Source organism: Streptomyces sp. NPDC051822 (assembly GCF_044452745.1).
In the GTDB taxonomy this organism is placed as follows: domain Bacteria; phylum Actinomycetota; class Actinomycetes; order Streptomycetales; family Streptomycetaceae; genus Streptomyces.
Map to the genome: position 1 here is coordinate 1 of NZ_JBITBZ010000025.1, position 15,032 is coordinate 15,032.

Genomic DNA, 15,032 nt, shown 5'->3' on the forward strand with positions numbered 1-15,032 from the left:
CGCGAAGAAGTCGATGCCCGGCTGGATGTCGTCGAACGAGCCCCCGTTGGCCAGGGCGGCGGCGTATACACCGGCAAAGGCGGACCCGGCCGTCGTGGGGTTGCCGTTGAGGGCGACCATGCCCCGGTAGTCGGGCTTGAGCAGATCGGCGAAGGTGACGGGGCAGACCGCGACCCGGGTGTCGTCGCAACCGATGGCCACGTAGCCGCCGTAGCTGTTGAACCAGGCGCCGTTCGCGTCCTTCTGGTTCGCCGCGATGCTGTCCCAGTCGGCGACCTTGTAGGGAGCCAGCAGGTTCTCCTCCGCGGCTGACTGGGCGAAGGCGTCACCGAGGTCGAGCACGTCGGGGGCGCTCGCCTTGCCACGGCTCTTCTTGATGTCGTCGATCTCCTGCTGGCTCGACCCGAACGGGTTGCTGTTGACGATCTTGATCCCGTACTTCTTCTCGAAGCCGTCCATCAGGCCGCCGTAGTTCGCCCAGTGGCGCAGCAGGGTGGTCGTGTGGAGCGTGCCCTCCTTCTTCGCCGCCTTGATCAGCTCGTCCATGCCGCCGGCCTCCTCGGCGGAGCCGGCCACGGCGGGGGGCACCACCCGTACCGGCTCGCTCTTCTCCCCGCAGGCACCGAGGCCCAGCGCCACGGCGCAGAGGCAGGCGACGAACGCGACTGCGCGCATCCGGGGAGGTCGTCCGGCCATGGCATCTCCACAAGGGCCAGGGGGAACCGCGCGGGTGATCCCCAGCGTACTCGCGCGTTCCCCTGGTGTCCGTGTGGCGCCGGCCCCCCGACGGGCCCTCACAGCTCGATGTCATCCCACTGGCTGAGGATGTCGTCCTCCCCCAGCTCGTCCAGGTCCGGCCCCGCGCCGGGGCCGATCGCCTGGGCGGCCCAGATGGTCTTTCCCCGGGGGGAGTAGCGGGTGCCCCACTTCTCGGCGTACTGGGCGACGAGGAACAGGCCGCGGCCTCCCTCGTCGGTGTCGCTGGCGCGCCGGATGTGCGGGGAGGTACTGCTGCCGTCGGAGACCTCGCAGATCAGGGAGGTGCTGTGCAGGAGCCGCACCTGGATGGGCTCGATGCCGTAGCGGACGGCGTTGGTGATCAGTTCACTGAGGATGAGCTCGGCACCGAAGGAGATGTCCTCCAGGCCCCACTCGGCCAGCTTGCGGGCGCAGGCGTTGCGGACCGGGCTCACGGCCGCGGGGTCGCGCGGCACGTCCCATTCGGCGACCCGGTCGGGGGTCAGGCGGCGGACGCGCGCCACGAGGAGTGCGACGTCGTCGCTCGATCCCGCGGGCAGCATCGTGTCGATGACGGCGGCGCAGGTCTCCTCCGGCGAGCGGTCGGACCCGGTGAGGGCGTCCTGGAGGGCGTCCAGGCTCGCGTCGAGGTCCCGGCTGCGGTCCTCGAGGAGGCCGTCGGTGTAGAGCACGAGTCGCGAGCCCTCCGGCAGGGTCGTCCGGATCGTCTCGACGGGCATGCCGGCGCCCAGTCCGAGCGGCGGGGAGACCGGGGGCGCCAGGTACTCCACGCTTCCGTCGGGCCGGACGACCGCCGGCGGCAGGTGTCCCGCCGTGGCCACGGTGACCTCGCCCGAGACGGAGTCGTATACGACGCACAGGCACGTGGCTCCGGTGATCATCTCTCCCTCGTCCTCGGAGGGCTCGTCCTGGACGTCGATGAGGGCCACGAGCTCGTCCAGGTGCCCGATCAGATCGTCCGGGGAGAGGTCAAGGGCCGAGAAGTTGTGCACGGCGATACGCAGCCGGCCCATGGTGGCCGCGGCATGCAGGCCGTGGCCGACGACGTCGCCCGCGACCAGCGCCACCCGGGCTCCGGGCAGCGGGATCACGTCGAACCAGTCGCCGCCCACGCCCGACTCCGCGGGCAGGTAGCGGGAGGCCACGTCGAGCGTCTCGTCGTCGGGGAAGCCACGTGGCATCAGGCTGCGCTGCAGGGTGACCGCCATCGCGTGCTCACGGGTGTAGCGGCGAGCGTTGTCGATGGAGACCGCGGCCCTGCTCGCCAGCTCCTCGGCGAAGGACAGGTCCTCGTCGGAGAACGGCGGAGAGGCACCCGACCGCCAGAAGTTCGCCACCCCCAGCACCACGCCCCGCGCGCGCAGCGGTACGACCGCCAGCGAATGGATGCCGTAGCGGAGGATGCGCCGGGCACGCTCCTCGTCCTGGGCGCGCCATCCTGTCGAGGAGGCCAGGTCGGTGACCACCACCGAGCGGCCCTCGGCGACGCTGGTGTCGACCGGCGTTCCGGGGACGAAGCGGATCAGCTCCCCGGAGGGGTAGAGGGGGTGGTCCTCGGTGAGGCCCGCGATGGCCGTGCGGCGCAGTTCCGTGCTCGCCCCGGCCGGTTCCCCTCCGCTCAGGACGGGGTCCAGCAGTTCGACGGTGACGACGTCCGCGAAGCCCGGGGACGCCACCTCCGCCAGCTCCTCGGCGGTGCGCACGACGTCCAGGGTGGTTCCGATCCGTACCCCGGCGTCGTAGAGCAGAGTCAGTCGCTCTCTCGCCACCTCCGCCCGTCCGGACAAGGAGCGCAGCTCGGTGGTGTCCCGCAAGGTCACCACGCTGCCGCGCTGGCCTCCGAGGGGCAGGGTGACCCGTTTATTGAGGGCGAGGAGGCGGTCCGCGGCCAGGTGTACCTCGTCGGTGGCGATCCGGTCCGACGACAGGAGTGCCGTGAGGGAGGGGTCCAGGCCCAGTTCCGTGACGCGGCGGCCCTCCGCGTCCGCGGGCAGGTCGAGGAGCCGGCGCGCCTCGTCGTTGGCGAGCAGCAGCCGGTGGTCCCGTCCGGTGATGAGCACGCCCTCGCGGACGGCGTGCAGGACCGCGTCGTGGTGTTCGTACATCCGGGTCATCTCCGCCGGGCCCAGGCCGTGGGTCTGGCGGCGCAGCCGTCGGCTCACCAGGCCCGTGCCGAGGGCCACGAGGCCGAGGGCGACGCCCGCACTGCCCAGGAAGACGGGCAGCTGCTGGTCCACGGAGTCCTGGACCTTCTCGACCGTCACCGCGGCGGACACGATGGCGACCACGTCCCCCTCGGCGTCCCGGACGGGGGCCGCCGAGACCACGGAGAGACCCAGCGCTCCCTGGAAGGTGCGGGTGAAGGTCCGGCCGGCCGCAGCTTCGGCGTACGGACCGATGACGTGCTTGCCGAGCTGGGTGGGGTCGCTGTGGGTCAGGGTGATCCCGTCGAGTTCGTACACGATCAGGGCGTCGATGCCGGCGGCCTTGCGGGCTCCTTCGGCGAGGGGCTGGAGCACGACCGTCGGGAAGTCATCCTGCAGCGCCTGTACGAGCCCCGGAGCGTGGGCGAAGGACTCGGCGGCGGCGACGGTCCGGTGCCGAGCGTCGGTCAAGGTGTCACGCTGGGCCTGCACGACGATCGCCACGACCGCGGCGGCGACGAGGAGGACCACGAGAACCAGCTGGAGGAGGAAGACCTCGCGGGCGACGCTGCGCGTTGTCAACCAGGCCCCGATGCGCCACGGGCCCTTGCTGGGGCTTTCGTGTGGATCACCTCGCCTATGACCCGTCTCTCCGCTCATGTTTCATATTAATCACTAATCCCTTTTTGATTCGTGCCCGGCAGACACGGAGGAACCGCGCGGTCCGGGGTGGCGGGAACATCAGGCGCTCGCCGGGGCGGCGGGAACGTCAGGCGCTTGCCGGGTCGGCCAGGACCAGCCGGTCGACCTCGCGGCTCAGCACCGACCGGGCCTCCTCGCCGAGAGCGTCGTCCGAGACGAAGTAGTCGATCTCGGAGAGCGCGGCGAACCGGCTCAGCCCCACCACACCCCACTTGCTGTGGTCGGCGACCACGGCGACCTGCATCGCGGAGTCGATCAGCGCCCGGTTGGTCTGCGCCTCGGCAAGGTTCGGAGAGGTGACGCCCGCCCGCTCGGACACCCCGTGGGCACCCATGATCAGGAGGTCCACCTGCAGCGAGCGGATCGACTGGTCGGCCAGCGGCCCCACGAGCGATGCCGACCTCGTCGGGGCGCCGCCGGTGAGGAGTACGGTCGGGGCGCCCCCGTCGGGCTCCTGGGCGTACCCGCGCAGCAGGTCGGCGACGGGCAGCGAGTTGGTCACCACGGTGAGACCGGGAATGTACCGGAGTCCGGCCGCCACCGCGAAGGCGGTCGTGCCGCCGGAGACGGCGATGACGCTGCCCGGCTTCACGAGGCCGACCGCCGCCGTGGCCACCGCGGCCTTGGCCGCCGACTCCAGGTTGACCTTCGCTTCAAAACCCGGTTCCTCGCCGGTGGTGGTCGTCGAGGTCGCGACGGCTCCTCCGTGCACCTTCTCCAGGGAGCCGGACCGGGCCAGCGCCTCCAGGTCCCGCCGGACGGTCATGTCCGAGACCCCGAGCCGCTCGACGAGGTGTGCCACCCGCACTCCGCCGTCACGGCGTACGAGGTCGAGGATCACCGCCTGCCGCTGAAGCGCCAGCATCGACTCCCCCGTCCCCATGTCGTCCGCCTCGGGTGGGAGCCAGTCGACGTGAGGCCCACCGAAGTCATCACATCCGAACAGAATACATTCCTCTCTGACGGGGGCGGCTCGCACACCCCGGCCGGTGAATGCCGGAAAGGCCGGTCCGGAAGCCAGGTGGCTTCCGGACCGGCCGGGGCTGCTAGGAGAGGCTGAGCTGCTGATTGCCAGCCGTGCCGCAGGTGTACTGGACGACCTCGGCGCCGTTCGCCGTGGAGGCGCCGCTCACGTCCAGGCACTTGCCGCTGTGGCGGGCCAGCAGGGTGATGAAGCCGTCGGCCGACTTGTGCACCGACCACTGCTGGTTGGCACCGCTGCCGCAGGCGTACTGGAAGATGATCGCGCCGTCGGCGGTCGACTCGTTGGTGACGTCGAGGCACTTGCCGCTGTGGCGGGCGACGACGTTGACGTAGCCACCGCCCGTGGGACGCAGGGACCACTGCTGGTTGGTCGCGCCGCCGCAGTTGTACTGGACGACCTGGGCGCCGTCCGCGGTGGAGGCTCCGGTCACGTCCAGGCACTTGCCGCTGTGCCGCATGCGCAGGGGCGTCCAGGTGTCGGCTGCGACGGAGCGGAAGGTCCAGGACTGGTTGGACCCGGTCGTCGGACGGTAGACGCCGACGGGCGCGCCGTCACTCGTGGACTGGCCGCTGACGTCCAGCAGCTTGCCGTTGACACTGTTGACGAGGGTGTGGTGTCCCTCGCCCGTGGTGGACAGCATCCACTTCTGCTCGGCGGAGGTGCCCGGGGTCACCAGGGCGAGGGCGTCGCCCTGGGCCGCGAGCGCCTTGCCGTTGGCGACGCTCGTGATGCGGTAGGCCGCGGTGTTGCCCCAGTCGGACGTGGCGAGCTTGGTGAACTTCCACTGCTGCGCCGCGGTGCCCGGGCTGGAGGTGCGCTGGACCAGCGTGCTCTGGCCGTTGTTCGTGGCGACGGCCAGGGCCTTGCCGCTGTTGTCGTTGAGCAGCTGCCGCGCGGCGCCGGTGGGGGCCGTGATGTCGGAGGCGTTCACACCCGTCACTCCGGGCAGGACGAACGTTGTGACGGAGCCCGCGCCCACGGTGGCGGTGAGCGTCTTGCCGACGGGGGCGAGGTCGCTCTCGCGCTCCAGGTCCTTGGTGTTGTCGGTGGTGTAGCGCTGGACGGCCCCCGTGCCCACGTTCTGGAAACCGCCGAGGTTCAGGGTGAGCCGCTGAGTCTCACCGGTGGGGTTGGTGTGGACGACGACAGCACCCTGGCCGGCCGGACGCAGGGCGGCGAACGTGTCGGCGTTGTCCGTGTTGATGACGCGGGCGCCCGGACGGACGAACTTGGTGTAGTTCGCCATCGCCCAGTACTTCTTGTTCTTGCGGAGCGGCTCGGTGGCCGCGTCCGCCGGAGTGAAGTCCGTCTGAATGAGGCCCCAGTTGGAGTTCTCGCGGCCCGGCGTCATGTTCTCGTAGTCCTCGACGGCCTGCCACAGGACCCAGGCGCGGGGTTCCAGCTCGCGGAAGTCCTCGTTGACGCGCTGGGTGAGGTCGAGGGCGGGGCTCATGTCGGTGAAGCTCTGCCCGACGCTGCCCCCGAGGTCCACCTCGGACATCCATAGCGGAGTGGCCGAGCCCTTGGCGATGTCACGGACTCCGGTACGGCCACCGGTGCTGTATGTGTGGGTGTTGAGCTGGCCGATCGAGGACTTGACCGCCGGGTCGTAGGTGTCCCAGTTGTCGCGGAAGACGTTCGGGTTCGTCTCGTCCATGGCGGCGATGCGCGTGGAGACGCCGTCGGCGTTCAGCCGGGCCCGCATGGTGGTGATCATGCGCGCCTGGGAGGCGGGGTCCCAGTGCGAGCCTTCCTGCCTGCCGCCGGCGCCCCAGTAGTTGGTGTTCGGTTCGTTGATCGGCGAAAGGGTGTTGAAGGTGACACCGGTGGCGCTCTGCGCGCGCTTCATGGCGCCGGAGAGGTATGCGGCGAACCGCTCGTACTGGTCGGAGCGGAGGTTGTCCTGGTTCGAGTTCCACGCCCCGGAGACAAGACCGCTGTTCGTCATGAAGTACGGAGCGGAGTTGGAGAAGGCCTCGAAGGTGTCGGCGCCCCGCGCCTTTGCGGCGGTGACCCACCAGCGCTGGTTGGCGTCGGCGTTCGGGTTCCAGTGCATGGGGTTGTTCGGGTCCCACCAGTCGGGGGACTCGGCCCCGGGGCGGCTCCAGTAGCCGGGGACGGCGGCGCCGGGCCTCATGTAGGGGGTGGTCTCCGGGCTGTCACCGCCGCCGATGTTGTAGCGGGCGATGTTGAGGCCGAGGCCGTCCGCTCCGTAGAGGGCGTCGGCGAGCGCGTTGCGCTGGGCGTCCGGCCAGCCTCCGGTCACGTTGGCGAACCAGGCGAGCGCGGTCCCCCAGCCCTGGAACGGCTGCTGCTGGTAGCTGGGGTCGGGACGGACGGTCACCGCCTGCTCGGTGCTCGCGGCCGCCGCGGAGGTCACGGGCGTGAGGCCGGCCGCGAGGAGCGCGGCCACGGCGGCGGCGCCCAGGACCGCTCCGCTCTTGCGCATGCGGTGCGGGGGTCGTTCACGGGTGGAGGGCATGGTCGGTCTCCCTGACTTCATCATTGATCGCCGAGGGGGCCGCGGGCGACGGAGGCCGACGCGGCCGGGCGGTGCGGGTGCGGGACGAGCGGTCGTGGGTGGGGCAGGCCCCGACGGGGGGCCTGCCCGGTGCGGTCCGGACGGCGGTCAGGCAGCCGTGCGGGTCCACTTCTGGTTGGCGGCGGTGCTGTTGCAGGTCCACTGGATGAGCGGCGTGCCGTCGCTCGTGGACGTGTTCATGACGTCCAGGCACTTGCTGCTCAGCACGGCGGACAGCTGCACGGTGTTGCCGGAGCCGATCACCTTCCACTGCTGGGCGGACGTACCGTTGCAGGTGTACTGGGCGATCGCGGCGCCGTCGGCGGTCGACCCGTCCTTGGGCGCGAGGCACTTTCCGCTGTACCGGGCCACGATCTGCACCCGGCTGTTGCCGACGGACTTGAGCCAGAACTGCTGGTTGACGCTGTTGGCGCAGCCCCACTGGATGAGGGCGGCGCCGTCGGCGGTGGAGCGGTCCGCGACGTCGGCGCACTTGCCGCTGTGCGAGGCCTTCAGCGTCTGCCACGTTCCGTGGCCCTGCACCGTACCGGTAGCCGTGTCCACGGTGATCTGCGGGTAGTAGTCCATGGTCATGGTGGTGTTGGTGGGGAACTTCAGCGGGAGCCAGACGTACTGGGAGTCCTGGACCATGCCACCCATGGAGTTGCCCCAGCGGTCGCCCATGTAGAGGAACGAGGTGCCGGAGGTGCCCTGGACGGGCAGGACGTACGCGGTCTGGGAGCCGTAGGTGTTCCAGTCGCCGATGTCCTGCAGGCCAGTCCAGGTGCCGGTGATGCTGGTGGCGGTGGCGTACTTCTGCTGGTTGGGGGACCAACCGGTGGCGCCGGAGGTGAGCAGGAAGTAGACACCGTTGCGCTTGAACATCGCGGGAGCCTCGCGCCACTGCCCGGACCAGAGCTTCTGCACCTGGGCGTCGATGCCGGTGTAGTCGGCGGTGAGGCGGTAGACGTGGAGGTCGGCGTTCTCGTTGGCTGCCGAGATCATGTAGCCGGTGCCGTCGGTGTCCACGAAGGTGGTGATGTCCCGGGACATGTGGCCGAGCGGACGGAAGCTGCCCTTCCAGGTGTAGTCGCCGTCCACGCTGTCCGACACGGCGACGGCGGCGCGGGCCTCGCTGTAGTCGGTGGCGCTGCCCTCCTTGTGCATCCACATCACGAACTGGCCGGTCGAGGCGTTGTACATGACCTTGGGCCGCTCGATGTTGGCGCCCTGGAGCTCCGGGTCGGTCTCCTGCTTGAGGACGTGGTTGCGGAACTCCCACGTCTTCAGGTCCGTCGAACGGTAGGCGGAGACGTACCGGAAGCTGTTGTCGGCGTTGCGGTCCTCGCCGAACCAGTAGTAGTACGCGCCGACCTTGACGACCCCGCCGCCGTGGGCGTGGACGGGGTTGCCCGCCGGGTCGGTGAACTGGGTGGCGTTGTTGATGGTGACCGACGCCGCGTGGGCAGTGCCGACGGAGCCAAGCAGGGACAGGAGAACGGCACAGAGTGCGGTGAGCACGGTGGCCGTCCCCGAGGATGTGCGTCGCATGATCGCGTACCTCGTGGTTGAGGGGAATGAAGTGTCTGGTGAGGTGATTGGGGCAGGCGTGGACGCACCTTCGGTGCGGGGGTGCCTGCGGTACGGGGAGCTCGCTGTTCGGCTCGCATGCCGAGCGGAAGGCGACCGCCGAGTGGCGTCCGGCATCACCGACGGAAGGTGACCGCAGTGTTACACGGAGGTGTCGCTTCCTCATGTTCGCGTTAACACGAGCGCTTGGGACGAGAGTTTGGGAGGGGCGGGGGGGACTGTCAAGGATTCGGACAAGATCCGCCGAAGATTGACCGGTCGGTATGTTTACGTCAACATGCTGAGTGCCCGTGCAGGTGGCCCTGGATGTCTTTGGATGTCTTTGGATGTCTTCCGACGGGAAGGTCGAGCGCATGGCGACGTGCAACAGCACACGGTCGCCCCGCTCACGGCCGACCCACCAGCGGCCGTCCATGGCGGACGTCGCCTCGATGGCGGGCGTCTCCTCGCAGACGTTCTCCCGGGTGGCGAACAACCGGGAGAACGTCGACTCCGCGACCCGCGAGAAGGTACTCGCCGCCATGCAGGCCTCGGACACCGCCCCAACACGGCGGCCCGCGCGCTGGTCACCGGCCGGTTCGGGGCGCTGGGCGTGGTCAGTTTCGACGTGGGCGCGTACGGCTACGCCCGTACGCTCGGCGCGATCGCCGACGCCGCCCGCGAGGCCGACTTCTCCGTGAACTTCATGGGCGTACGGGCCCAGACAGAGGCCGCCGTACGCCACGCGTTCCAGCATCTGATGCTGCAGTCCGTCGACGGCATAGTGCTGGTCGAGTCGCAGATGCTCGACACCCCGTCGCTACGACTACCGCCGTCCATGCCGGTGGTCCTCGCCGACGGCGACACCGGCCACGAGTATCCCAACGTCGACTTCGACCAGGCCCACGGCTCCCACAGCGTGGTGTCCCACCTGCTCGACCTCGGCCACCGTACGGTCTGGCACCTCGCCGGCCGCTCGACTCCTTCGCCGCGCGTCGGCGCGCCGAGTCCTGGCGCCGGACCCTGATGGACCAGTCCGCGCCCGTGCCACCGGTGGCACGGGCGCGGACTGGTCGGCGAAGTCGGGCTACCCGGCCGGTCTCGACTTCGCCCGGCGGCCGGAGGTCACGGCCGTCTTCGCCGCGAACGACCAGATGGCGATGGGCCTGATGCGCTCCCTGCATGAGTCGGGCAAGAGCGTGCCGGGGGACGTCAGCGTGGCCGGCTTCGACAACATTGCCGAGGCCGCGTACCTCGATCCGCCCCTGACGACCGTCCACCAGGACTTCGAGGTGGTCGGCAAGCACTGCTTCGCGCTGCTGCTCGACCAGATCGAGGGCCGTACGGGCGGACCACGGAGCGGGGCGGTGGAACCCGTCCTCGTGGTGCGTTCGAGCACGGTTCCGCCGCGGCCGGGCGCCCTTGCCTGAAGCCGGCCCGGCCCTCGCCCGCCGGCAACCCCGCCGCGCCCGGGCGGCGTCGCACCCCTGCCTCCCCTTCTGCCGCGCCCGGGCGGCGTCGCCCTCCCTCCTGCCCTTCGGCCGTGCCCGTTCGGCATGGCCCCTCTGCCGTCGCCCCGCCGCACCCGGCCGGCTCGGCTCTCCTGGCGTCGCCCTTGCCTCCCCGGGCGTACGGTCTCAGCGCTCCCGTCCGCGCACACCGGGAGGTGCCGTACTGTCGCGTTCCACCAGGGTGGTCGGCACGAGCCGTACCCCCGTCACCGTCTCGCCCGCCAGCTCCTGCAGGACGGCGTCGACACACAGCGCTCCGACCTGGGCGAAGTCCTGGTGAACCGTCCATAGGATGCCGCGCTGGTGACCGCGTCCAGGGTTCTGACGTTGCCCGTGCTGGTGAGCCCCCTGACGATGACGCCTATGGCCCGGAACTCGCCTCGCTTGAGGGCGCGAGCCGCGCTGTTGGGGCGATATCCCAGCTCCTTCATCGCGTCGAGGACCTTCTTGCGGGTTGCCTCGACGACGGCCGTGTCACCATTGGAGACGCGGGACACCGTCTGCGAGGAGACGCCTGCTCTCTGGGCGACATCTGCCATGGAAACACGACACGGCCTGGCTCGCGCCCCTACGGCCGTCGTTCACGGCCGCAACCGACCGACCGGTCGCGTTCTGCTCTGTCACCCAAACCCCTCTCATTCGCTACCACTTCGTGCTTGACGCCCCTCAGCGGGAATGTCACCATCACGCTACCGATGATTACGTAAACATTTCACGTCGGCCAGTCCTCTCACAGGGCCGGATCTCGGCCTTAGGCCCACTACTTTCGCTCCCCGTCTCCGGACCGTTCGGTCACCGACGCTAGGACCCAAGCCATGACGCTCCTGTCGACGCGTGCTACGGCAGCACCACCGCCCCGCCCACGAGCCCGATTCCGCCTCCGCAAGGAGGCCCTCGTGGGCTGGGGATTCGCCGGCCCGTTCGTCGCGGTCTTCGGCCTTGTCTTTCTCGCACCGATCGGGTACGCCGGGTACCTGAGCCTGTTCCAGGACCGGCTCATCGGTGGCACCTCCTTCGTCGGCCTCGACAACTACGGCGCGGCCCTCACGGACCCCCGCTTCTGGGACGGCCTGACGCGGGTCGGCCTCTTCCTGCTGATCCAGGTGCCGGTCATGCTGGGCATCGCGCTCCTCGCCGCCCTCGCGATCGACAGCGGCCGGCTCTACGGCAAGACCTTCTTCCGTGTCTCGATCTTCCTCCCGTACGCCGTCCCCGCCGTCGTCGCCAGCCTCATCTGGGGCTTCATGTACGGCACGCAGTTCGGCCTGGTGGGCAACATCAACGACGCGCTCGGCGTCAGCCTCCCCAATCCGCTCTCGCCCTCCCTGGTCCTTGCCTCGATCGGCAACATCGTTACGTGGGAGTTCGTCGGCTACAACATGCTGATCTTCTACTCCGCCCTCAAGGTCGTCCCCCGCTCGCTCTACGAGGCGGCGTCGATCGACGGCGCCGGGGAGTGGCGCATCGTGACCTCGGTCAAGCTGCCGGCCATCCGCAGCGCCCTGGTGATCGCCACGATCTTCTCGATCATCGGCAGCTTCCAGCTCTTCAACGAACCCAGCATCCTCCAGAAGCTCGCCCCCAACGCCATCACCAGCGACCTGACCCCCAACCTCTACACGTACTCGCTGTCCTTCTCGGGCCAGCAGCACAACTACGCGGCGACCGTGGCGATCGTGATGGGCGTGATCACCGCGATCATCGCCTACGCGGTCCAGCTGCGCGGCATGCGGAAGGGCTGAGCCATGACCACCTCCATGACCACCGCGGCCGCCGAGCCCACCCCGTCTCCCACGGAGCCCCGGACCGGCAGCGCACCCGCCTCTTCACGCAGCGCCGGCCCCACCACGGCAAGGCGCCGCAAGCGGCTCCCGCACACTCCGCTCAACCCCCGCCGCAGCATCCCGCTGACCCTCGTCACCGGCCTGGTCCTCGTCTACACTCTGCTCCCACTCGCCTGGCTGGTCATCAACGCCACCAAGAGCCAGCGGGGACTCCTCGACTCCTTCGGGCTGTGGTTCGCCGACGACTTCAACCTGTGGGACAACATCACCCGCACGCTCACCTACAACGACGGCGTCTTCGTCCGCTGGCTGCTCAACACGCTGATGTACGTTGCCGTCGGCGCGGGCGGCGCCACGGTCCTTGCCGTCCTGGGCGGCTACGCCCTCGCGAAGTTCGAATTCCCGGGCCGCAAGGCGATCTTCGCGGTCGTCATCGGAGCCGTGGCCGTCCCCGGCACCGCCCTTGCGGTGCCCACCTTCCTGATGTTCAGCAACATGGGATTGACGAACACCCCCTGGGCAGTCATCATTCCCTCACTCATCTCCCCCTTCGGGCTCTACCTCATGTGGGTCTTCGCCTCCGAGGCCGTTCCCACCGAGCTCCTTGAGGCCGCGCGCATCGACGGCTCCGGCGAGCTGCGCACCTTCTTCACGATCGCGCTGCCGCTCCTCGTGCCAGGCACCGTGACCGTGCTGCTGTTCTCCATGGTCGCGACCTGGAACAACTACTTCCTGCCGCTGATCATGATCAAGGACCCCGACTGGTACCCCCTGACCCTCGGCCTCAACGCCTGGAACGCCCAGGCGCAGACGGCCGGCGGCGAGGCCGTCTTCGACCTCATCGTCACCGGCTCCCTGCTGACGATCGTCCCGATCGTGGCCGTCTTCCTGCTGCTCCAGCGGTACTGGCAGTCCGGCCTGGCCGCCGGCAGCGTCAAGGAATAGCCGCCCACCCCTGACCCGCCCCCTCCCGGAAGTTCCTCCCCACCCGCACCACCGACCAGGAGCACCTCCCATGCGTACGCACACCACTCGCAGACTGCTCGGCGCACTCGCCGTGCTCGCCACGCTCACGATGACCGCCACGGCCTGCGGCTCCGACGACTCGGACACCGGCGCCGGCAGTGCCTCTCCGAAGGACATCAGCGCCGCTCTCGAGCAGGGCGGAAAGGTGACGGTGTGGGCCTGGGAGCCCACGCTCAAGAAGGTGGCGGAGGACTTCGAGAAGAAGTACCCGAAGGTCGACGTCGAGCTGGTCAACGCCGGTACCGGCGACAAGCAGTACACCGCCCTGCAGAACGCGATCTCGGCCGGCAACGGCGCTCCCGACGTGGCGCAGGTCGAGTACTACGCCCTCGGCCAGTTCGCCATCGGCAAGTCCGTCGAGGACCTGTCGGCCTACGGCGCCCAGAAGTACGGCACGAGCTTCACCCCCGGACCGTGGAACGCTGTCACCGAGGACAAGGCGATCTACGCCCTGCCCATGGACTCCGGCCCCATGGCGTTCTTCTACAACAAGAAGGTCTTCGACAAGCACGGCATCCAGGTCCCCACCACCTGGGACGAGTACGTGGAGGCCGCCCGCGCCCTCCACAAGGCCGACCCGAAGATCTTCATCACCAACGACACCGGCGACGCCGGCGCCACCACCAGCCTGATCTGGCAGGCCGGCGGCCGCCCCTACCACACCGACGGCACTGACGTCACCGTGAACTTCGGCGACGAGGGCACCAAGAAGTACACCGCCACCTGGCAGAAGCTCCTCGACGAGAAGCTCCTCGCGCCGACCAGCTCCTGGAGCGACGCCTGGTACAAGGGCCTGGCCGACGGCTCGATCGCCACCCTCTCCATCGGGGCGTGGATGCCGGCCAACCTCACCTCCGGCGTCGCCTCCGCCTCCGGCGACTGGAGGGTCGCCCCGCTCCCGCAGTGGACGAAGGGCGACAAGACGAGCGCCGAGAACGGCGGCAGCTCGCTCGCCGTCCCGAAGGCCGCCAAGAACAAGGAACTGGCCTACGCCTTCACCGAGTTCGCCACCACCGGCGCCGGCGCGACCACCCGAGTCACCCAGGGCGCCTTCCCCGCCACCCGCGCCGACCTGGAGTCGAAGGCGTTCCTCGACACCGAGTTCCCGTACTTCGGCGGCCAGAAGGCCAACCAGATCTTCGCCGAGTCCGCCCGTAACGTCGGCGCCGACTGGTCCTACCTGCCCTTCCAGGTGTACGCGAACTCGGTCTTCAACGACACCGTCGGCAAGGCGTACGTCTCCTCGACGAAGCTCGACGACGGCCTGAAGGCCTGGCAGGACGTCAGCGTCAAGTACGGCAAGGACCAGGGCTTCACCGTCAACAAGTAGGCCTAATGGCCGCGGGGCGGAGCCGCATCGCGACTCCGCCCCGCGGGCCTGTAGAAAGAGCTTGCCACGTCCTGTATGTTTGCGTAAACGTACAGGGGGCGGCGTCTCGACCCGCACGACCCTTCACGTAACAGGAGCAAGCAGCGCATGCCCGTTCTCCAGACAGACAAGGCCGGATTCCTGCTCGACGGCCAGCCCTTCCGTTTCCTGTCCGGCGGGCTGCACTACTTCCGGGTCCACCCCGACCAGTGGCAAGATCGGCTGCGTAAGGCCCGGCTCATGGGGCTCAACACCATCGAGACGTACGTCCCCTGGAACCTCCACCAGCCGCGACCCGACCGCTTCGTGATGGACGGCGGGCTCGACCTCCCCCGCTTCATCGAACTCGCCGCCGCCGAAGGGCTGCACGTCCTGCTGCGCCCGGGCCCGTACATCTGCGCGGAGTGGGAGGGCGGCGGTCTGCCGTCGTGGCTGCTCACCGAGCCGGACATACAGCTGCGCACCCGCGACCCCCGGTTCCTGGCGGCCGTGGACGACTTCTTCAACCGCCTGCTCACCCCGCTCCGGACGTACCTCGCCTCGCAGGGCGGCCCGATCCTCGCCGTGCAGGTCGAGAACGAGTACGGGGCCTACGGCGACGACACCGCCTATTTGGAGCACATCGCCGACTCGCTGCGCGCCTGCGGGATCGATGTCCCCCT

Annotated in this window: 9 protein-coding genes and 2 pseudogenes; 5 read left to right on the forward strand and 6 right to left on the reverse strand. The window is 69.4% G+C overall.

What is annotated here, in order from left to right; translation table 11 throughout:
* The 5 genes from ACIA8N_RS36310 to ACIA8N_RS36330 all read right to left on the reverse strand — a co-directional run.
* Positions 1-696: ABC transporter substrate-binding protein (locus tag ACIA8N_RS36310; protein ID WP_365787835.1), on the reverse strand; the 696-nt coding region annotated here is incomplete at its 3' end.
* Positions 697-794: 98 nt separating this feature from the next.
* Positions 795-3,563 carry a SpoIIE family protein phosphatase gene (locus tag ACIA8N_RS36315; RefSeq protein WP_365787833.1) on the reverse strand — a complete coding sequence of 923 codons (2,769 nt, stop codon included), beginning with the start codon at positions 3,561-3,563 and terminating at the stop codon, positions 795-797.
* A 109-nt stretch (positions 3,564-3,672) separates the two neighbouring features.
* A complete protein-coding gene (locus ACIA8N_RS36320; protein WP_365787831.1) occupies positions 3,673-4,488 on the reverse strand; it encodes a DeoR/GlpR family DNA-binding transcription regulator in 816 nt (271 codons plus the stop codon).
* Between the two features lie 163 nt (positions 4,489-4,651).
* On the reverse strand, positions 4,652-7,072 hold the full coding sequence (locus tag ACIA8N_RS36325) for an RICIN domain-containing protein (RefSeq protein WP_365787829.1): 2,421 nt from the start codon (positions 7,070-7,072) through the stop codon (positions 4,652-4,654).
* Positions 7,073-7,219: 147 nt separating this feature from the next.
* Complete coding sequence (locus tag ACIA8N_RS36330; protein ID WP_365787827.1) at positions 7,220-8,662, reverse strand: RICIN domain-containing protein; 1,443 nt, start codon at positions 8,660-8,662, stop codon at positions 7,220-7,222.
* Positions 8,663-9,114: 452 nt separating this feature from the next.
* On the opposite strand from ACIA8N_RS36330, the pseudogene ACIA8N_RS36335 reads away from it, so the two are divergent.
* Positions 9,115-10,110, forward strand: a pseudogene (locus ACIA8N_RS36335) (substrate-binding domain-containing protein).
* Positions 10,111-10,481: 371 nt separating this feature from the next.
* Here ACIA8N_RS36335 and ACIA8N_RS36340 read toward each other — a convergent pair.
* Positions 10,482-10,730, reverse strand: a pseudogene (locus tag ACIA8N_RS36340) (LacI family DNA-binding transcriptional regulator); the annotation flags it as partial.
* A 276-nt stretch (positions 10,731-11,006) separates the two neighbouring features.
* Between ACIA8N_RS36340 and ACIA8N_RS36345 the strand changes: the two are divergent.
* From ACIA8N_RS36345 to ACIA8N_RS36360, 4 genes are all read left to right on the forward strand, one after another.
* Positions 11,007-11,933, forward strand: a complete 927-nt coding sequence (locus ACIA8N_RS36345) for a sugar ABC transporter permease (protein ID WP_365787929.1) — start codon at positions 11,007-11,009, stop codon at positions 11,931-11,933.
* A gap of 3 nt (positions 11,934-11,936) precedes the next feature.
* Complete coding sequence (locus ACIA8N_RS36350) at positions 11,937-12,920, forward strand: carbohydrate ABC transporter permease (protein WP_365787931.1); 984 nt, start codon at positions 11,937-11,939, stop codon at positions 12,918-12,920.
* A 70-nt stretch (positions 12,921-12,990) separates the two neighbouring features.
* Positions 12,991-14,331 carry an ABC transporter substrate-binding protein gene (locus ACIA8N_RS36355; protein WP_399416894.1) on the forward strand — a complete coding sequence of 447 codons (1,341 nt, stop codon included), beginning with the start codon at positions 12,991-12,993 and terminating at the stop codon, positions 14,329-14,331.
* Positions 14,332-14,478: 147 nt separating this feature from the next.
* Positions 14,479-15,032 (forward strand): beta-galactosidase (locus ACIA8N_RS36360; RefSeq protein WP_399416895.1); only part of this gene is annotated, 554 nt, incomplete at its 3' end.